General features: G+C 31.2%; 21 protein-coding genes. 19 read left to right on the top strand and 2 right to left on the bottom strand.

Translation table 11 applies throughout. The features are described from left to right. Window positions 1-12: 12 nt before the first annotated feature. From KQI86_RS03850 to KQI86_RS03810, 9 genes are all read left to right on the top strand, one after another. Window positions 13-987, top strand: coding sequence for a LamG domain-containing protein (locus KQI86_RS03850; protein WP_216437828.1), 975 nt, complete (start codon window positions 13-15; stop codon window positions 985-987). A 27-nt stretch (window positions 988-1,014) separates the two neighbouring features. Next, entirely contained in the window at window positions 1,015-2,454 is a 1,440-nt protein-coding gene (locus tag KQI86_RS03845; protein ID WP_216437827.1) for a hypothetical protein, read from the top strand. Between the two features lie 24 nt (window positions 2,455-2,478). Beyond that, a complete protein-coding gene (locus KQI86_RS03840; RefSeq protein WP_216437826.1) occupies window positions 2,479-3,576 on the top strand; it encodes a hypothetical protein in 1,098 nt (365 codons plus the stop codon). A 24-nt stretch (window positions 3,577-3,600) separates the two neighbouring features. After that, on the top strand, window positions 3,601-3,822 hold the full coding sequence (locus KQI86_RS03835; protein ID WP_216437825.1) for a hypothetical protein: 222 nt from the start codon (window positions 3,601-3,603) through the stop codon (window positions 3,820-3,822). Between the two features lie 155 nt (window positions 3,823-3,977). Beyond that, window positions 3,978-4,334, top strand: a complete 357-nt coding sequence (locus tag KQI86_RS03830) for a hypothetical protein (protein ID WP_216437824.1) — start codon at window positions 3,978-3,980, stop codon at window positions 4,332-4,334. A gap of 23 nt (window positions 4,335-4,357) precedes the next feature. Next, on the top strand, window positions 4,358-5,140 hold the full coding sequence (locus KQI86_RS03825; RefSeq protein ID WP_216437823.1) for an N-acetylmuramoyl-L-alanine amidase: 783 nt from the start codon (window positions 4,358-4,360) through the stop codon (window positions 5,138-5,140). A 76-nt stretch (window positions 5,141-5,216) separates the two neighbouring features. Then, window positions 5,217-5,609 (top strand): hypothetical protein, encoded by a 393-nt coding sequence (locus KQI86_RS03820; protein WP_216437822.1) that lies wholly within the window; start codon window positions 5,217-5,219, stop codon window positions 5,607-5,609. A 513-nt stretch (window positions 5,610-6,122) separates the two neighbouring features. After that, window positions 6,123-6,773: a DUF5105 domain-containing protein gene (locus KQI86_RS03815; RefSeq protein ID WP_216437821.1), complete on the top strand. Its 651-nt coding sequence runs from the start codon at window positions 6,123-6,125 to the stop codon at window positions 6,771-6,773. A 357-nt stretch (window positions 6,774-7,130) separates the two neighbouring features. Continuing rightward, window positions 7,131-8,225, top strand: coding sequence for an RtcB family protein (locus KQI86_RS03810; RefSeq protein WP_216437820.1), 1,095 nt, complete (start codon window positions 7,131-7,133; stop codon window positions 8,223-8,225). Between the two features lie 104 nt (window positions 8,226-8,329). Here the strand turns inward: KQI86_RS03810 and truA are convergent, their stop codons facing one another. Both truA and KQI86_RS03800 read right to left on the bottom strand, forming a co-directional pair. Beyond that, window positions 8,330-9,067: a tRNA pseudouridine(38-40) synthase TruA gene (truA, locus tag KQI86_RS03805; protein ID WP_216437819.1), complete on the bottom strand. Its 738-nt coding sequence runs from the start codon at window positions 9,065-9,067 to the stop codon at window positions 8,330-8,332. An 85-nt stretch (window positions 9,068-9,152) separates the two neighbouring features. Further along, window positions 9,153-9,545 carry a GNAT family N-acetyltransferase gene (locus KQI86_RS03800; protein ID WP_216437818.1) on the bottom strand — a complete coding sequence of 131 codons (393 nt, stop codon included), beginning with the start codon at window positions 9,543-9,545 and terminating at the stop codon, window positions 9,153-9,155. Window positions 9,546-9,736: 191 nt separating this feature from the next. Between KQI86_RS03800 and KQI86_RS03795 the strand changes: the two genes are divergently transcribed. From KQI86_RS03795 to KQI86_RS03750, 10 genes are all read left to right on the top strand, one after another. After that, window positions 9,737-11,173, top strand: coding sequence for a potassium/proton antiporter (locus KQI86_RS03795; protein WP_216437817.1), 1,437 nt, complete (start codon window positions 9,737-9,739; stop codon window positions 11,171-11,173). A 226-nt stretch (window positions 11,174-11,399) separates the two neighbouring features. Beyond that, window positions 11,400-12,296: an intracellular short-chain-length polyhydroxyalkanoate depolymerase gene (phaZ, locus tag KQI86_RS03790; RefSeq protein WP_216437816.1), complete on the top strand. Its 897-nt coding sequence runs from the start codon at window positions 11,400-11,402 to the stop codon at window positions 12,294-12,296. A gap of 392 nt (window positions 12,297-12,688) precedes the next feature. Further along, on the top strand, window positions 12,689-13,564 hold the full coding sequence (locus KQI86_RS03785; protein ID WP_216437815.1) for a branched-chain amino acid ABC transporter permease: 876 nt from the start codon (window positions 12,689-12,691) through the stop codon (window positions 13,562-13,564). A gap of 19 nt (window positions 13,565-13,583) precedes the next feature. Then, complete coding sequence (locus KQI86_RS03780) at window positions 13,584-14,597, top strand: branched-chain amino acid ABC transporter permease (RefSeq protein ID WP_216437814.1); 1,014 nt, start codon at window positions 13,584-13,586, stop codon at window positions 14,595-14,597. Beyond that, on the top strand, window positions 14,575-15,363 hold the full coding sequence (locus tag KQI86_RS03775; RefSeq protein WP_246582637.1) for an ABC transporter ATP-binding protein: 789 nt from the start codon (window positions 14,575-14,577) through the stop codon (window positions 15,361-15,363). The genes KQI86_RS03780 and KQI86_RS03775 overlap by 23 nt, the downstream gene beginning before the upstream one ends. Window position 15,364: 1 nt before the next feature. Next, window positions 15,365-16,084 (top strand): ABC transporter ATP-binding protein, encoded by a 720-nt coding sequence (locus KQI86_RS03770; RefSeq protein WP_216437813.1) that lies wholly within the window; start codon window positions 15,365-15,367, stop codon window positions 16,082-16,084. 103 nt (window positions 16,085-16,187) lie between these two features. Continuing rightward, window positions 16,188-17,405: an ABC transporter substrate-binding protein gene (locus tag KQI86_RS03765; protein WP_216437812.1), complete on the top strand. Its 1,218-nt coding sequence runs from the start codon at window positions 16,188-16,190 to the stop codon at window positions 17,403-17,405. Between the two features lie 26 nt (window positions 17,406-17,431). Beyond that, window positions 17,432-18,247 (top strand): alpha/beta fold hydrolase, encoded by an 816-nt coding sequence (locus KQI86_RS03760; RefSeq protein WP_216437811.1) that lies wholly within the window; start codon window positions 17,432-17,434, stop codon window positions 18,245-18,247. Window positions 18,248-18,394: 147 nt separating this feature from the next. Next, window positions 18,395-19,786 carry a sigma-54 interaction domain-containing protein gene (locus tag KQI86_RS03755; RefSeq protein ID WP_216437810.1) on the top strand — a complete coding sequence of 464 codons (1,392 nt, stop codon included), beginning with the start codon at window positions 18,395-18,397 and terminating at the stop codon, window positions 19,784-19,786. Window positions 19,787-19,957: 171 nt separating this feature from the next. Further along, complete coding sequence (locus KQI86_RS03750; RefSeq protein ID WP_216437809.1) at window positions 19,958-20,983, top strand: 3-oxoacyl-ACP synthase; 1,026 nt, start codon at window positions 19,958-19,960, stop codon at window positions 20,981-20,983. Window positions 20,984-20,989 lie beyond the last annotated feature (6 nt).

The following is a 20,989-nucleotide window of genomic DNA, read 5'->3' as shown; positions in this document are numbered from 1 at the left end:
GGAGGTGATGGTATGACAACAATAGACCGATATACGAAACTATTGCTACATATGGATGATGGTAGTTTTAAAGATGAAATGGGAAATGAAGTAAGTAATATTGGCAATGTAACCTTAGATACTTCTAATAAAAAATTTGGAAGAAGTAGTGCGAAGTTTAATAAGAACAGTTTGAGTTTAGATGATTCTAAAGGAGATTTTCATTTTGGAGAAGAAGACTATACTATAGATTTCTGGGTTTATAATAATAATTTATCAACTAGTTTTAATGTAATGATAGATTATAGGCAGACTGGTCATGTAGCAAATCCTATAATTTATTTTCAGAATAAAATTATAAAAGTAATGTTTAATAGTAAAGAAGTAATTATTGGAGATTCAGTCGAAGTTAATAAATGGTATCATATTGCTTTAGTAAGAAGTTCAAAGGTTACAAATTTATATCTAAATGGCAAAAAACAAGGAACTTCATGGAATGATTCAAACAATTATATAAAAGTGCCAAGATTATTAATAGGAAACTCTTTTGATAACTATGGTATCTCGGGTAATATAGATGAATTAAGAATATCAAAAGGGATTGCAAGGTGGACAAGTGATTTTACACCGCCTATAGAGCCTTATTCGAATGACAAGTATTTAATAAAACAAAGCAACGATTACTACTCTACATACAACAACTACTTAAAATTAGGACAACCTACTAATTTAGACGAACTAGACGCTTGGTTTAAAGACTATGGTATGAGTAACATATTTAATCTTCAAGATACTTTAACCTCAAAAAAAGTGCCTATGGTTGAAGGCGTAGGCAATATATATGAATCCTTAGATGTTAATTTAAATGATTTGAAGAAAGAAGATTTATATATTACAGAAGAAGATAATAAGACTTATTTTGAGTATGATTATAATAATTATAAGATTATAGATGAGATAAGAAAAATAAATGGTGGTATAGGAAATGTTGTGTTTAAAGAGTATTAGTTTAGAATTTAATTTGGAGGTGATGTAATGGCAGTTAATCAACAATTGTTGCAACCAGAACAGGGTTGGAAGAGATATGATGATAAAGATAGCAATATAGAGTATGTTGGCAATTGGAAACCGTATGACAATTCTGGATTGTGGGAAGGTTCTTCTAAATATACGAATGACACAAATGCTTCAATTAGATTTGATTTTACGGGAAGCAGAATAAGAATAATATCAGAAGTATCATCTATAGATAAGAGAGATGACAATATTATCATTATAGATGGCAATGAATATAAATTCTCTGAATCTTATTCTCCAACAAGATTTAGAGTAATTGTTTTCGAAAAAACAGATTTAAGCAAAGGGATTCATTTTGTTGAGATAAAACCTTCTCCTAGCGTTGCAGAAACCACTGGTTATGGTATAAATATGGTCTTAGATGCTATTGACATAGACGAAAATGGGGAGCTAAAACAGTATTACATTCCTAAACATTTAATCGAACAATCTGATAATTTTTACTCAATCAAACCAGAATATTATGAAGGTGGAAGTTTTAAGCCAATAACTTTAAGTTCTGGAGATTATCCAATTAAAGCTGACTTTGATAAAAGTGGTTTTGATAATTTAAATGATTTATTGAGAGAAAGAAAAGAAGGTAGCTTAACTTCTAAAAGTACAAGTTTAGATTCTGGAAAGATGTTTAGTTTTGATTTTGGTAGTGATTTTAAGAGTATAAAGAATACTCCAAATGTAGTGTTACCCGATGTATGCTATACTGATAGTGGATATGATGGAATGAAAGAAACAAATTTTTCACATCCTCAAATATATGGTACTGGCGGAGGTAGAGTTAGCACTTATCCTAATGTAGAAACAAAAGTAAAATTAAATAACAAATATTCGCTAAGTAAAATGTATATAACTGTTAATAGTACAGGGTTGGTTATAAATTATAACTGTTCGGTTTTTGCAAGTAATGATGATGTTGATTATATAACTTTATTAAATAATGTGAATGTAAGTAAAGATGGGCAATATATAAATATAAACAATAATATTGGTTATAAATATTATAAAGTTGTTGTTAGTTCATCTATGTATGATGCAAGAAACGGAAGTGTATCTTTAATCAGACTGTTCGGCTGTTTGTCATATGTAACCAAATACTTAATTCAAGACAGAGATAATATTTTATATACTTATGACGGAGAAAACATTATAGAATCTCCTTCTCAAACATTAAATGAACAGAATTATCTAGCTAATGGATTTGAAGATACAACTTTAATATCAGAAGATAAATGGAGTAGTAAATTTCCAAATAAATTAGATTTAAAACTGCTAATGTATACAGATGATATAGAAAAAACAGAAGCTACTATGACATATGAATTAAAAAATCCATATAAGCCTATTGATATATTAAAGAAGAACAATAGTGGTGTTTGTAATATATTGATGAGTAAGAATTAATTTTTAGCATAGAGAGGTGATAGTGTGGCTAAAATAAATCTAAATGGAACAGAGGTTGAGTATAATAATATATATTATATAAGTACAAATGGTAATGATAATACAGGCGATGGAAGAAAAAGTAATCCTTTTGCTTCATTTCCAAAAGCTATGAGTCTTGCTCAAAATAATGACTTAATATATTTTTTAAAAGGAATGTATAATATATCTGAAATGTATAATGTCAAAGGAAGTGCTGGAACTTTTTTATATGATGACAATAAGCCTATTGTCATATATGCTGAAAAATATTCTTATTTTAAAATAGATAATCCTATAAATAAGGTACGTGATACAAGTGCTATAGTTATATCAAATGCTTCCACAAAGGTTATTGGGTTTACAATAGATTATAATGTAACAAAAACTACTGTAAATTATGAGAGAGCTATCTTTGGCAGAAACGCTGGTTATGCAAGGGGGGCTATTTATAACTCTCATTTTATAATAAGAAGTAAAACATCTTTTTCTTATGCGAATAGTGGTAATGCATTGACTTGTTATAATTGTAATTTTGATATATTAGATGGGTTGGAAAATGCTTATTCGGGTGAAACAACTTTTAATAAATGTACATTTAGTAATATTTCAAGATTAAATTCTAATGCTGGAATGAAAGGAACTGATAATAAATATAATGTTTCTTATGATGCTGATTTTAATTCAGTACCAGACGATGAAGGTTATGGGGTTATGTATGGTGATTTTTCTTGGAGATACAAACCTTCATTATTCTTAGTAAAGCAAGAAGCGAATTATATACTTATAAATAATAATTATTATAATCTTGGCAGACCAAAAGATGATAATCAATTGTTAGAATGGTATAAGAAATATGGTTATGATAAACCAGATATTATATCAGATAAATTAACTATTAAAGATTTTCCTTTGATAGTTCCATATGGAGCAACGTCAAACAGAACTATGTTTGAGCTAGATGCAAATGATATAAAAAATAGCATTGAGTTTATTGAAGATGAAGAAAAAGGTGATTACATAAGGCATGGCTCTAATGAATATAGAATATATGACAAACTAGCAGATAGATTTGACAAATTTGAAATAACAATGATTGAATAAAACAATAAAAAGGTGGTAAATATTATGTCTGTTTCAATTGCAACAATTCCAGTGATTAAAGGTGAGTCAGCAAAAGAAATGTTAGAATCTTTAAAGATACCTATAATTACAAAAGAATTTGCAGAAGAGTGTAAAAAGAAAACTGAAGGAATTACTATTAAGAAACATAAAGATATTATGATTCTAAAAGCTATAAAAGAATGTAGTGAAAAATATAAAGAATCCTTAAATGATTTAGCTAAATAAAGATTTCTAATAACAAAATAAAAATTAGAGGTCTTTTTATTTTGTTTAAATTTAACATGATTTAATATAGTTTTATTTAATTGAGAAGGTGTTACAGCCTTCTCTCTTATTTTATAAATATAATTATCGAGGTGAGAAAGGTGGTTTAAATAAGTATGGATATAGAAAAACACTTGCAAAGTCAGGTAAAAGACCATGAAATTAGAATTAGACAATTAGAGGATAGTGACGTTAGACAGCAAATTCAGCTTGCAAACATTGAAAAAAGTCAAGCTGAAATAAAAGTAATGATAAACGAAAGCTCAAGAGAACAACAAAAGGCTCTAAATGATAATCAAAAAACATTAAATGAATTTACTGAAAGAATATTAGATACCTTTACTAATAATATAAACAATGATAATAAAACTAAAAATGAAGTTAAGTTTCATAATACTAAGCAATTTTGGGCTATAGTAGCTACCTTAATGACAATATTAGGCTCTATAGCAACTTATTATTTTAGTAAATAAATTATAAAAGGAGGTTGGGAATTATGTTGCCGTTAAACAGTAAAATAGCAATAGATTTAGGACATGGTACTGGCGGAGATAGAGGAGCTAATGGATTTTTAAATGAAGAAAAAATAATAAGAGAGTATGGAAAGTTTGTAATTGATGGACTTAGAGAACTAGGATACACAGTTTATGATGTAACTCCTACTAAAAATAACCTTACTTTATCACAATCTTTGACTTATAGAGTAAACATGGCGAATTACTATAAAGTAGATTTATTTGTATCTTTACATGGAAATTGCTTTGAAAAAGAAAGTGCTAATGGTTGTGAAGTATTATATATGTCAACTAAAGGAAAGGAGTATTCAGATAGAATATGCAAAGAAATATCTAGCTTAGGATACTTCAATCGTGGAGCTAGGTTTAGAAACGATTTATATGTTTTAAAACATACATCTATGCCAGCAGTGTTGATAGAACCATTGTTCATATCTAATAAAGCAGATTCTAATAGATACAATGCTAAAGATATTGCTAAGACAATCATAAAAGGAATAACAGGAAAAGAAGCATTTCAAAAGAAATCCGAAGAAGTGAAAACAGAAAACAAAGAGAGCTATCCATCTATAGACCATACTATACCAAACTTTGAAGGAATAGTGCCTTTTGGTGATATAGGATATGTACAAATCATACCAAACAGAGGAAGAATTGACCTGCATTTAGATAAATACAATTATATATCTATTCAGGATGATGAAAAAGAAGGTAATAAGGTTTGGATTACCACAAGAACTAAAGGAACTAAACAAATAATATAAAATAATTAAAAAATAATCAAAGTTAATTAATAAGTGTATAGAGATATACGCTAGATATATAAAGGAGGAAAACATTATGCAAAATGAAATAACAAAAATCTTAACACAAGCTATATTTTCAATATTAGGGGTATTAGTTACATATTTAACTACATTAATAGTTTCTTATATTAAAAGTAAGCAACAGGAATTAATAAATAAAATAGGTGCTGAACAATATAACACTAATTATAACATCGCAAAATCAATTTATTTTGCTGTTGAACAACATTTTAGATTTATACCACAGGCAGGAAAAGAAAAAAGAGAGCTATTTGACAAAATGCTTTTAGAAAAAATACCTACACTTAAACAATCAGATTTAGACCATTTTAGAGAAGCCGTTGTTGGTGAAATAAACAATCAAATAAATGATTCAAAAATATTTGAACTTGCTCCAACTTTCAATCCTGAAATTGATTCTATTTAGATATCTAAGTATTTAATCATTACTATTCTAGTTTCAGCTCTAGACTTAAATTTCCGTCCATAAAACTATTCTTTTAAAAAAATTATAAGAAGATCTAAAATATATACTATCATGACATCAGTTTTTAGTATCCATACTTTAAAAAACCACCATTCTTCAATAAATCTCCTTAATCATATAAAGCATATTGTATGCTTATCAAATTGAAATAATAATCCTTTCTTAATATTCTATTTATCTACATCAGCATTAAATGCGTCTATAACTAATTTTAAAGTTATAGTAACACCTATCATCTACAAATTTTCTATTAAATAGATCCACAACAATATCTAAGTAAAGACGTTTTCATCATTTTGTATATATGCCGTACTATTAGACATAAAAAAGAAATTTAAATTTAATTATTAATACTATTAAAAATCATATCAAATATAATATATAAAAAATTGACAAAGGCCTAAAAATATGGTAAATTTATTTTGGAAAATATATCATATTAGGGGGAAAAACATGAAAAAAGGAAGAAAAAGTCTACTTCTATCACTTGTTTTAATAGTAATTTCAATTATGGTAATAGGATGTAGTTCTAAACCAAAGGTAGCTGCTGATGAAACAGCAAAAATTCTATTTGATTTTTATATCAAAGGAGATCAGGAGGCTTTAGCGAAGATCAAATTACCTAAAGAGCAAATAGAAGAAATTTCAAAAATACAAAAAGACGAAACTATGAAAACAATAAAAAATAATTTTGCAGTAGCAGGTTTGAAAGTTAGTGATGCCCAAGTAAATGAAATATACACAGCTCGTGCATCAGCATTAAAGAAATTATCAGCAGAAACAGAAATTGTTTCTGAAAATGATGAATCTGCAGATGTTAAACTAAAGACAACCTATATTAATGAAATTGCTCTTGATGAAAAAGCAGCAACAAATGCTATTCAAGAAGTTGAAAAGTTAAACATTACAAATCAGGAAGAAATTCTTAACAAACTAACAGAGGTTTATATAAAAAATTTAATAAATGAATATAAGAATGTACAACCATCATCAGATTTAAAAGAACAAACATTTAAATTTGAAATAAAAGAAAAGACTTGGTTGCCACAAGACATAGAAACATTTTCTATGGGTATTGTTAAGTTGGTTTTAGGAATGGAATAAATTTCATAAAGCTAAAATTACACTTATAAATAATAGAATAATATAAATTTAAATTAAAAACTTATTAACTTAAATTGAAGATTAATTTAAAATTATATATAAATATTAAGGAGATGGTAGAGAAATTGCCATCTCCTTAATATTTATATTATAATCAAGTGATTCTTAGCTTCAGATGGAGTTTGCTTAAAAGGAATACTTACTCCAACTGAGGCTTAGAAGAACTTATCCAGGGACGTAGCATCCGTTATGGGAGTATTACGGATGGTAGTCATCGGATAAAATTTTTTTATATGAGGTAAATGGGATATAATAGAGAAAATCATTTAATTATATTAAGGGGAGGATAGGGATATCGTGACTGAGATAACTGGTAAATATAACAAAGCAATTGTTTACACAGATAATATTGAAGAGGCTGCAGTTAAGCAGATTGAAACCTTATGTAATCAAGAGTTTGTAGAGGGAAGTAAAATAAGAATAATGCCTGATGTACATTGTGGAATGGGCTGCACAATAGGAACCACAATGACCATTGAGGATAAGGTAGTTCCCAATCTTGTTGGGGTTGATATCGGCTGTGGAATGGAAGTTATAAAGCTTGAAAACCGACGCATGGAGCTTCAAAAACTTGATAAGCTAATTTACGAGAAAATTCCTAGTGGTTTCAAAATAAGAGATAAGGAACATAAATTTAATGATGAAATTGATCTAGATGAGCTCAAATGTAGAAAGGAAGTAAATCTTATTAGAGCAAGAAAAAGCATTGGAACCTTGGGTGGAGGTAATCACTTTATTGAAGCTAATAAAGATGGCGAAGGAAATCTATATTTAGTAGTTCATTCAGGAAGCCGACATTTAGGACATGAAGTTGCAAGCTTTTATCAAAGGGAGGCATTTAAATCCCTTAATAGCGATAATAAAGACTTAGCCTATGTATCCGGAGAGATTTTTAAAGATTATATTCATGATATGAAAATTGTTCAACGTTTTGCAGAATTAAACCGTAAGGTTATGATTAATGAAATAATTAAAGGCATGAAGCTCAATGTAGCAGAAGAATTTACAACTATTCATAATTATATTGATATGGAAAATATGATTTTAAGAAAAGGTGCAGTTTCAGCTCAAAAAGGAGAAAAGCTTTTAATACCAATAAATATGCGAGATGGCAGCCTTATTTGCATTGGAAAAGGAAATGAAAATTGGAATTTTTCAGCTCCACATGGTGCTGGTAGAATTATGAGCAGAACTCAAGCAAGAAATTCATTTACATTGAATCAATATAAAAAGACTATGGAGGGAATTTTTACAACATCAGTAAAGAAAGAAACCATAGACGAATGTCCATTAGCTTATAAGTCCATGGAGGAAATAATAAGTAACATCAAAGACACCGTAGATATAGTTCATAAGATAACGCCTATATATAACTTTAAAGCTGCGGAATAAAATTGAATTAACAGTAAGAGGATAATAAGGCGTACATAGATTTATATAAATCTATGTACGTTTCTTATTTGAATTTTTATTATTACTTTCCAGTGATAAAACTATTAATAATGAACATCTCTTAAGCACAATCCTTTTGCTTCAAGAATTAATTTAGTCTCTGCTCTCTTCTTTTCATTTAATATTCTTTCTACATCTGCTGGTTTAATGTTCTCCTTACCCACTTCTAGGAGAGTTCCGGCAATGATTCTAACCATATTTAATAAAAAACCATTTCCGTTAATCTCCATTTCTATCATACCACAATTTTCAGTTATATTTATGTAATTGATAGTCCTAATAGTTGATTTATCCTTAGATTTTAATCTGGTAAAGCCTTGAAAATCATGAGTTCCAATTAAAAACTTTGCTCCCTCTCTCATTGCGCTTAAATTAAGCTTTTCATTAATGTGATAATAATATTTTTTGTTAAATACACTTCTGAATTTATTGTTATTTATCCTATATACATAGGTTTTTGATTTTACATTATACCTTGCATGAAATCTTTCGCTAGTATCTTTCATAGATTTTACTAGTATATCTTCAGGTAAAAATGTATATAGATAATTTAACATATCCTCTATACTGAGATTAGAATTAGTATGAAAGTTTGCTGTATAATTTTCAGCGTGTACACCAGAATCCGTTCTTCCACAACCTATCACCTGAATGTCTTCTCCTGTCATTTTAGATAAAACAGTTTCTATTTTATCTTGCACAGTTGAAACATCTTTAATTTGTTTTTGCCATCCTTTGTATCTAGTTCCATCATATTCTATCGTCATTTTTAAATTTCTCATCTAGACCCACCTTTAGTTTTTGTATTAATTATATACCATAAAATCTATTTTTATTTATATCTCTATCTATATCATAATAGCACTATTACCATTTAAATAAAGAAATAAATCCCTTGTTGCTTCTTGATAATCCAAATTTAGAATAAAATGATTCTTCAGAGGGCTTTGTTAACAAAACAGGGCTTAAATTGTTTTCCTCAAGAAGCTCCATTAGATTCTCCATTATTTTTGTACCAATTCCTTTGCCTTGGTAGTCTTTATGTACAAGCAATCTTAATATATAAGCATGTTTAATACCATCAGAAAGTATCTGAACAAATCCTATAAGTCTATTTAAATCATCTCTTACAGTAATCCATCCCCAGGATAATCCTAAAGATTCTTCTAACTTCTTAGGTGAATTTAATCCCCATCCTATAGTTTTCAATAAATTGTTTAATTCATTTGCATCAATTTTAGCATTTCTTTCAATACGCATAGAACCCACTCCTTTCACAATAATATAATATTATCATAAATTTACATGTATGTAATAACTTATATTCTAATTGTGTATAAATTGTAAAATTAATCAGAACATATTGTAAGTAAAGAAAATACAGTCTAGTTTTTAACTATATAACTTGGTAAAATAAAGTATATAACTTAAGATAACAAGGGAGGTATTAGATGGATGTTTTATTTATCGCAGGAATAATTCTGCTTATATGCGCAGTTTCTAGTAAGGTTTTATATAGGTACGGTATACCTACCTTGGTTATATTCCTTACAATGGGTATGCTTATGGGCTCAGATGGGCCAGGAGGCATTTATTTTAATGATCCACAGCTTGCTGAAAATTTATGTAATGTCGGACTTATATTTATTATGTTTTCAGGTGGTTTTGGTACAAGTTGGAAGACGGCGAAGCCCGTTGCTCTGGCAGCCGGTGTGCTTGCTACCCTTGGAGTAGTACTTACAGCATTTTTGATAGGAATTTTTGCTCATTTTGTACTTGGGTTTACCTTTCTTGAAGGAATGTTACTCGGTTCCATAGTATCCTCTACGGATGCAGCCTCGGTGTTTTCTATACTTCGATCGAAACAGCTCAATCTTAAAAATGGTCTAGCTCCTATGCTTGAAATGGAGAGCGGGTCTAATGACCCTATTGCATATATGTTAACCACTGTTTTTCTTGGGTTAATATTAGGTGAAAGTCAAAATATATTTTTACTTTTACTGACACAAATTGCAATAGGAGTACTGGTAGGTGCCATTATAGGTAAACTTTCAGTATGGCTTATCAATAATATCAATCTTGATATTGATGGGCTTTATTCCATTATTGTTATTGGTACTGCACTGTTATCCTATGCGGGCGCTGGATTGCTTTCAGGAAATGGATTCTTAGCTGTTTATATTACAGGTCTCATACTAGGAAACAGTAGGCTTGTTCATAAAATAAGCTTGGTTCGTTATTTTGATGGATTATCTTGGCTTATGCAAATTCTTTTATTCTTCACATTGGGATTATTAGCTTTTCCATCAAGATTACCTAGCGTAGCAACACAGGGAATGGCAGTTGCAATTTTTATCATTTTTGTTGCACGTCCAGTGGCTATATTCATTGTTTTGACTTTGTTTAAAAAACCTATTAAAGAGCAGTTACTTGTATCATGGGTTGGATTTCGTGGTGCAGCGGCAATTGTTTTTGCAACATACCCTTTAACAGCAGGGCTACCTGTTGCAGATGAAATATTTAATATCGTGTTTTTTATAGCATTGGTGTCCGTTGTAGTTCAGGGAACTCTTTTTATTCCTATTGCTAAAAAGCTTGATTTGGTAGCAGAGGAAGAGACGGTGCTTAAGACCTTTACTGATTATTCAGGAGAGCTTCACGCGGAACTTTTGGAAGTGACAATTCCAGAGGGTAGTAAAATGGCGGGAAAGGCTATAATGGATTTGGATATACCTACGGAGATATTGATAGTAATGGTTAAACGAGGGAGAAAACTAATTACTCCAAACGGTGCTACTATAGTTGAAGCTGGGGATATTATTATGATGGCTGGAGACAATAAAGTACAACTTATGGAAATGCAAGATGTATTTGGGGTTACTAGTTAAAAAATATGAGTATAATAAGAATTGCTTATTAAGTATAAATAAAAAAACTATGTGTTATTGGATTTTTCATACACATAGTTTTTTTATTTATATTTAATTTCCACAAGGTAAAAACACACCCTACATAGAAAATACTATAAATAGAAATATTTTGAAAAATCAGTGAAAGGAGGGTTCATGCTACATATTCATTCATTTTACTTATTGATTGGAGGGGTGTAATAAAATGATACAACAGTATGATATTAAGACAGTAAGTATTGATAATGGAGAGGTTATTGGGTATAGAGAGGCAGGCTGTGGAGATGAAACAATTTTATTGATTCATGGCAATATGACTTCTTCTAAGCACTGGGATTTACTAATGGATAAGCTTACTCCCAAGTATAAGGTTTATGCAGTGGATCTAAGGGGTTTTGGAGCTTCTAGTTATAACAATAGGGTGAACTCATTAAGGGACTTTAGTGAAGATGTGAATGATTTTTGTGGGAAGATTGGAATAAAGAATGCCATAGTCATAGGTTGGTCTACTGGTGGGGGAGTGGGCATGTATTTATCAGCAGATCATAGTGATAAGGTAAAGAAACTTATTTTAGTTGAATCTGTAGGGGTTAAGGGTTATCCCATTCTTAGAAAGAATGAAGAAGGACAACCTATAGCTGGAGATTTTTTAATAACTAAGGAGGAAATAGAAAAAGATCCTGTACAAGTAGCTCCTGTTTTAAGAGCTATAGAAAATAGAGATAAAGAATTTTATAGAGGGTTATGGAATCATGTCATATACACCCACAATAAACCGGAAAGTCATAGATATGAAAAGTATTTAGAGGATATGCTTACTCAAAGAAATTTAGTGGATGTAGACTATTCTCTTGTGCACTTTAATATAACTGAAGAATTTAATGGAATTTCAAAGGGTGATGGAGCAGTCAATAAAATAGAAGCCCCTACCCTCATATTTCAAGGGGATAGAGATTATGTAGTTCCTTTTACCATGGCAGAGGACATAAATAAGCATATAAAAAATTCTCAAATGATTATTTTAAAAGACTGTGGACATTCTCCTTTTGTTGACTGTTTAAATGAGATTTATGAGGAAATTGACCAATTTATAAATTTATAAATTTATAGATGTGTAAATTGCTTAGTAATAGTTATATGATAATAATTATGTGTTAATAGTAACGTGAAATCTTAAGATAGGGAAAAATAAATAATCTTTAAAATGTGAATGGCTGCAGTTTCCATATTAATTATGAAATTTATCATTAATTAATGTAAATGTAGCCATTTTTCTATTACTAAAATTAAAAAACTGACTAGGGGGAAATTATAAATTTGGCATGGTACTTGCTAGTAATATAATGTGAAGAAAACAAAGGACTGTACAATGAAGTTCTTACTAAGGGTAGGAACTGTAGGAAACCGTAGAAAAACCTTAAATAGCTATAGAAAAATTATGTAAGTATTAATGACATTGTACCAATTTGTTACATAGGGGAGGAGAGGGTGTATATGGATATTTTTTTGCAATTATTATTTAGTAGCCTAGAGACAGGGAGTGTTTATGCACTGGCAGCGCTTGGTATCATCATTATATTTAGAACAAGTAGAACCACTAATTTTGCCCAAGGTTCAGTGGGAATGTTTAACGCATTTATAGCTACAGTATTTTTAATGAAATTCAATTGTCCTGCTTGGGTAGCTGCAATTGTAGGCATGATATTTGCTATTATAACGGGTATCTTAGTGGATATTGTGATAATAAGAAGAGCAAATAAAAGCTCACCAATAGCAAAGCAAATCATAACTTTTGGACTTATTATGTTGTTTTTAGGAATTGCACCTATGATATTCGGCTCAATGCCATTGTTTTTTCCAAGGTTTATAGAGTCAGGAACATTGGATATAGGAGGGGCCTCTATTACCTATAATGCTCTACTTAACATTACTATAGGAATAGTTGTTATGTTAGTATTATTCTATTTTCTACAAAGAACAAAATTGGGTCTTGCAGTAAGGGTTACATCCTCAAATGAGCAAACCGCTAGACTTATGGGAGTTCCAACTAAAACTGTAACAATGGTATCTTGGGCAATAGCAGCAGCACTTGGTACGTTATCAGCCTTAATGTTAGCACCATCTATTACAGTAAATGTTTCTATGATGGACAATGTTCAAATAAATGCTCTCATAGCCTGTGTATTAGGAGGATTCTCCACTTTTTATGGCCCAGTTTTAGGAGCCTATATTATTGGCTTAAGCAGAAATATTTTGCTATTTTATGTTTCATCAACCTGGGGAGATGCCATTGTATATACATTGATTCTTATATTTATAGTACTTAGACCAAATGGAATCATTGGTAAAAAGATGGTTAAAAAGGTGTAGAGAGGAGAATAACACTGCTATGAAAAAATTACTTAAAAATGTTTATGGGAGATATATACTTTTTGGAATTATATTATGTTTGATACCATTCTTGCAATCACAAGGAATTTTAAATAGTGCTACGGTGACAATCTTTGGAACTATATTGTTTTACGCTATCGTGGGTATAGGAATGAATGTATTGCTAGGGTATTCTGGTCTTATTTCTCTTGGAACTGCAGGATTCATGGGACTAGGTGCATATACATCAGCTTATCTAACCAGTGATTTGAAGATGCCCTTTATAATTTCTCTTCTAATATCTATGCTAGTACCTCTTGTTATTGGACTTTTAATCGGCGCTGCCTCCTTAAGATTAGAAGGGTATTATTTAGCAATAGCAACCCTTGGGGTAGCAGAAATTCTTAGAAAGGTATTTGTAGAGTATGAAGTTATCACAGGAGGTTTCTCAGGGAAAAATGCAAACTATCCGGTATTGTTTGGAGCAATTAAGTTAGATAGAGGGAGTACCTTTGTATTGCTTGTGGTTGTCTTAGTTATAGTGATGATACTTACCCATAACTTTATTCATGGGCCAATTGGTAGAGCGCTACTTACCATGAGGGGAAGCGAAGCTGCAGCTCAAGCTATGGGAATAAACCTTTTAAAATACAAACTTATAGCCTTTGGAGTGGCGACAGTATACGCTGGACTGGGAGGAGCCCTTTATGTGCATTTTATAAAATTTGCTTATCCCTCTACCTGGACATTGACCTTATCACTTCAAATAGTAGCGGTGATAGTAATTGGAGGTATGAGAACCATAAGCGGGCCTATAATAGGATCTTTCATAGTATTTGGAGTACCTGAACTAATACTAAAAAGACTTCCCTTAATAGGAAGCACGGATGGATTATCCTTTATATTTACAGGAGTATTAATAATTGTTGTCATTTTATTCTATCCAAATGGTTTAATATTTGTTTTCGATGATATAAAAAAATACTTTAAAAAGAAAAAGGTGATAGTAAATGAGCAAAGTTCAAATGCTTAAAGTAGAAAATCTATCAATAGCTTTCTTAGGACTAAAGGCAGTAGACAATCTTAGTTTTTCAATAAATGAAGGTGAAATATATGGACTTATTGGACCTAATGGGGCAGGAAAGACTACAGTATTTAACTGTATAACTCAATTTTATAAACCAGATGGTGGCAGTGTTCTTTTTACCAAAGAGGACGGCTCTGTAATAGATTTAGTAGGAGAAAAAACTCATAATATCATAAAGCTTGGATTGGTTAGAACCTTTCAAAACGTAGAACTTATAAGTGAGCTATCATTATTAGATAATTTACTAGTAGGTGCTCATGTACAATATAAAAGTGGTATTTTTTCTCAATCATTAAGATTAAAAAGAGCAAGAAAAGAAGAGGAGAAGCTTAGAGAAAAAGCTTTGGGGGTATTAAAGTTTCTACAATTAGAAGATAAAAAGGATGAGTTAACAAGTGGTCAACCTTATGGGATATTGAAGAAAATCGAATTAGGAAGGACATTGATGAGCAATCCAAGATTAATTATTCTCGATGAGCCTGCTGCAGGACTTAATGAGGTAGAAACCTTAGAACTAGCAGAGCTAATTAGAACTATTAGGAGTAAATACAATTGCAATATTTTACTGGTGGAACATGACATGAGATTGGTAATGGATATTTGTGACCGTATTTGCGCAATTTCATTTGGTAAAAAGTTAGCAGAAGGAACTCCTAAAGAAATTCAAACTAATAAAGAAGTACAAGAAGCATATCTAGGAAAGGATGAATAGCATGAGTGAGATAGCGTTAAGTATCGAAAACCTCAAAGTTTCCTATGGAAGCATAGAAGCTTTAAAAGGAATAAATGTGAAAGTCCCTAAAGGAAAAATTGTAGCACTATTAGGAGCCAATGGCGCAGGAAAAACCACTACTTTAAAGGCTATTTCTGGTATTGCAAAAGTAGAAGCTGGGAAAATAAATTTTTTCGATAAAGATATTACCAAAATGTCTGCAGAGAAAATCACTTCACTAGGGATTATGCAATCACCAGAAGGAAGACAAATTTTTTCAGACCTTTCAGTGGTAGACAACTTAAAAACAGGAGCTTTTACATTAAAAAACAAAGAGGAAATAAAGAGAAATTTAGATAGAGTTTATAGATACTTTCCTAGGCTTAAGGAAAGGGAGAAGCAAATAGCTGGGACTTTAAGTGGAGGAGAGCAGCAGATGTTAGCTATAGGAAGAGCACTCATGAGTAGTCCTAAGGTTCTTTTGTTAGACGAGCCATCACTAGGATTAGCTCCCCTTATTGTTAGAGATATATTTAAAATTGTTAAGGAAATCAATGAAGAGGGAACCACAGTGCTCATCATTGAGCAAAATGCCCTTCAAACCTTAAAAATAGCGGATTATGCCTACGTTTTAGAAGTGGGAGAAATAAATATATCTGGAAAAGCAAGTGACTTAATTAAAGATAAGAAACTTATAGAAGCTTATTTAGGATCATGTTAGAACCTCTTAAAAAGATTAAAGTATCCAAAGGGAGAAATCTCTTAATATATTAATCACTATATATTAATCATTAATTTAAAATTATTAATTAGGGGGATTAAAGATGAGAAGAAAAATTTCATTATTATTAGCTACATTAATGGTTGCAACGGTAGCTTTAGCAGGTTGTGGCAAAGAAACTGAGAAAGCACAAGGGGTAACAGATACTACTATAAAAATAGGTAACAGTGCAGCTACTTCAGGAGCTCTTGCACCAGTAGGAGTGCCATTTAAAGTAGGTATAGAGGCTTACTTAAAAATGGTGAATGAGGGTGGAGGAATAAACGGAAGAAAAATTGAATATGTGCATCAAGATGACGAGTTTAATCCTGAAAAAGGTAAAGCAGCTCTTGAGAGACTAGTAAATGACGAAAAAGTATTTGCTTTAGTTGGTCACTTTGGAACTCCAATTGTTGGAGCTACATTAAATGATATAAAAGAAAAAGGAATTCCAGCAGTTTACTTCGCTACAGGGACAGGTATTCTCTACAATGAAAAAGCTGAAGGGAATGAGAGATGCATATATCCAGTACAGCCAGTTTACCCAATGGAAGGACGTATAATGGCAACTTGGGCAAAGGGAGAGTTTAAAGCAAGTAAAATAGGAGTTATTTATACAAATGATGATGCTGGTAAAGACTTATTAAAAGGCATTCAACAGGAGGCTAATACCCTTGGTGGATTAACTGTAGTTGATGAGCAAGTAGCTCCAGGCTCAGAAGACGTATCAGCAGCAGTATCAAAAATTAAAAATGAAAATGTAGACATAGTAATTATAGCTGGAATACAAGGCACATTCCCACAAATAGCTAAAGAACTTGCAAAGCAAGGCAATACTAAGCCAGCCTTAACAACATATGTAAATGCCGACAAAACTATGACAGAGGCAGTAGCTTCAACAGTTAATAATAAATTTGACATTTATGCTCATGCTTGGGTGGATGCGACAAAACCGACTATGGATGAATATAGAAAATGGATAAAGGAAACTTCAAGTGAAGACTTCAGTAACAATGCTTATGCCATGACAGGATGGATAGCAGCACACTTTTTTACAGAAGGTTTAAGACGTGTTGGTGATAAGGAATTAACTTGGGAATCTTACATGGATGCTCTTGAGTCTTCACCAATTGAAAATCCATTTGGTGGATCTATAGACTTCTCAAATGGAAAAAGACTTGGAACACAAGAAATGGCTTTAGTAAAAATGAATGAAAAGAATCCAACAGGATGGGACCCATACATTGGATTTAGAAGCATGGAGCAAATATTAGGAAAATAGTTAAACATAAAAAGGATGATAAAACTATGAGTTATGTAAATATAGACGATTATGATATTTATTATGAAAGCTATGGAGAAGGGGAAACGGTTATATTTTTAAATGGAATTATGATGAGTGCACTTAGCTGGAGACCTTTTTTAGATAGCTTTAAAAATTACAGACTTATTCTTATAGATTTTGTAGACCAAGGAAAGTCTTCTAAAGGGAGAGGAGAATACACTCAGGACCTGCATGTAGAAATTCTAAATAAATTTATTGAAGAGCTTAATTTAGGAAAGGTTAATTTATTTGGAATATCCTATGGTGGAGAGGTGGCAATGAGATTTTCCCTAAAATATAAAGAAAAACTGAAGAGTTTAATGCTAGCTAATACCACTTGTTACACTAATCATTTAATGAAAGATATAGAAAGACTTTGGGATTATGCTGCATCAACCTATGATAATAAGGTGTTTTTTTCAGCTACAATGCCTTTTATATATTCGCATAAATTTTATGAAGAAAATAATGAATGGCTAAAGGAAAGGGAAAAATTATTTGAAACAGCTTTTACTAAGGAGTGGTATGATGGATTTAGAAGAGCCATTAAAAGTGCTTCAACTTTAGACTTAAGAGAGGAAATTGAAAAAATAGATATACCCACCCTTATAATAGGAGGAGACCTAGATATTATAACTCCATTACCCTATCAAGAAGAAATTTATAAAAGAATAAAAACCTCCAATATGGTAGTTATAAAAGATTCAGGACATGGATCTATGTATGAAAAGCCCTCAGAATTTTGTACTATACTAATAGGTTTCCTCCAAACTTATAATAGTAAAATAAGTATAACTTAATCTTTATACCCAAGGGAGAACTTTATCCTTTGGGTATATTTATATTAACAGCTATAATTTATCTTAATATTCAATATATTTACACAATATCTATTGTAGTGTATAATATTAGTAATATTTCCATTATATTGTGATGGGGGTGTTTTAGTGAAATGCATAGGAGAAGATAAGGATTTTATGAGGTTTTGCCAAAATGTCTTTGACAGCCTTCCTATTGGTGTAGATATTTTAAATAAACAGGGTAAAATCATTTATATAAATAGTGCTTTTAGCACATTTTTAGGGCCTCCTATTGAAGATATGATAGGAAAACTAGTTACTGATGTTAATCCCGGGTCAGGTTTCTTAGATACATTAAAAAGAAAACAAGCAGAGATAAATATTAAGCATAGTTTTAATAACGGAAAAGAAGCTATTGTTCACAGAATGCCTATATATGATGACAAAGGGGAAGTCATAGGTGGAATGGGCATGTTGGTTTTTGATAATGTGGACAAGATGCAAGAAGTTTTAAATAAATTTAAAATGGTAGATAAGGAATTAAAACTATATAAAAATGAAATGGCAAGATTAAACTCTGCAAAATATAACTTAAGTCACATAATAGGAGTATCTAAGGAAATTGAAGATAGTAAAAATAAAGTTAGAAAATTCGCCGCGGTGAATTCTAGCGTACTAATTTTAGGAGAAAGCGGGGTTGGTAAAGAGCTCTTTGCTCATTCTATACATAATGAAAGTAAAAGAGCAAATATGCCTTTTGTATCAATAAATTGCTCTGCCATTCCGGAGAATTTAATAGAAGCAGAACTTTTTGGATATGAAGATGGGGCTTTTACTGGAGCTAAAAGAGGGGGCAACCTTGGAAAATTTCATTTAGCTAATGGAGGAACTATATTTTTAGATGAAATTGCAGAAATGCCTTTACACATGCAAGCAAAACTTCTTAGAGTATTGCAAGAAAGAGAGGTTGTACCAATTGGAGCTAAGGCACCTCAACCTATCGACGTAAGGGTTATTAGTGCAACTTGTAAAAACTTAGAGAAAATGCTAATGGCGGGAAAGTTTAGAGAAGACCTGTATTATAGATTAAATGTATTAACATTGGAGATACCTCCAATAAGAGAGAGAAAGTCCGATATACCCATACTTATAAAGCGATTTTTGGATAACTTTTATAAGGAAACAGGCATGTTTAGGCATGTATCTCCTAATGTAATGGAGATACTCGCTAACTATAATTGGAAAGGTAACATTCGTGAGATTAGAAACGTAGTGGAAAAAATGTCTGTAAATGCGGATGATGTTAATATTGGAATAGGTGATTTGCCAGCTTATATAGTAAAGGATGGCTTAAAGGAAAGAACTGCTTCTAAGAGCGGAGGATTAAGTCAGATGCTGTCTGCTATTGAAAAGGAGATTATAATTAATGTTCTTAAAGAGTGCAACTACAATAAAACGGAAGCCTCTAAAAAACTTCAAATACCAAGGCAATCCCTTTATAGAAAAATTGATGAATATGGCTTGGAATTAAAGCTGTAACAAAAGAAGACATTGTTATAAATTGGTACAAGACTATTTAAGGTAAATATTTGTGCTAATAAATTTCTCACGCGAAGAGAGAAGTTTATTAGCATTTTTTATTCAAAAAATCAAATGGCATGAGTTTTGCTTATTTTAAATAATGAGGAAATAAGCAGGGAGGGAACTTTAATGAAAGATCATATAGGAGTAGTTGGTTTTGGGCTATATTTGCCAGAAAATAAGTTAACAGCAGCAGAGATTAGTGAGCTAACTGGTGGAGTATGGAGTGAGGAGGCAGTTGTTTGTAAGCTAGGTTTTGAGCAAAAAACTATTCCAGGTGAGAGAGATGGTACTGAAGAAATGGGATATTATGCTGCAATGGATTGTTTGAAAAATAATGGAGTTGATCCTTTAGACATAGATTTAATTATTTGCATTGGAGAGGAATGGAAGGAGTATCCACTAACCACATCTGCTATGTATATTCAAGAGAAAATTGGTGCTTATAATGCCATTGGCTTTGATATTGCTCAAAGATGTTGTACTGCTATAACTGCGATGAAGGTAGCAAAGGACATGATGATAGCAGATAGTAAAATAAATACAGTGTTAATTTGTGGAGGATACAGAAATGGAGACTTCATAGATTATAAAAATAATAGAGTTAGCTTTATGTACAATTTAGCAGCAGGAGGAGGGGCAGTTGTATTAAAGAAAAATTATGGAAGAAACGCTCTTTTAGAAACTTCAATTATCACTGATGGTTCCTTTGCAAGAGATGTGGCGGTTATTTATGGAGGTACAGAGCATCTTATAAATAATGAAAATTTAGATAGGGCATATAAGTCTTTAGATGTTATGGATGTGGAAGGAATGAAGAGTAGATTAAATGAAAAATCTACGCCAAATTTCTTAAAGGTTATAAGAGACGCCTTAGAAAATAGCGGTTATCAGCAAGAAGATATCGACTATATAGCAATGATCCATTTTAAATATTCTGCTCATAAATATATTTTATCAGAACTTGGAATCAGCGAAAGTAAATCTATCTACTTAAAAGATTACGGACATATAGGTCAAATAGACCAAATTTTATCCGTGAAATTAGCTTTAGAAGAAGGAAAAATTAAAGATGGCGATGTGGTAGTAACAGTAGGCGCAGGTATTGGATATGCTTGGGCAGCTAACGTAATTAAATGGGGAAAGGTTGAATAAGGTGGA

Origin of the sequence: Clostridium mobile (assembly GCF_018918285.1) — a bacterium.
Classification (GTDB): Bacteria; Bacillota; Clostridia; order Clostridiales; family Clostridiaceae; genus Clostridium_AW; species Clostridium_AW mobile.
The sequence above is the reverse complement of the archived record's forward strand: the minus strand, read 5'-3'. Positions and strand labels throughout refer to the sequence as shown.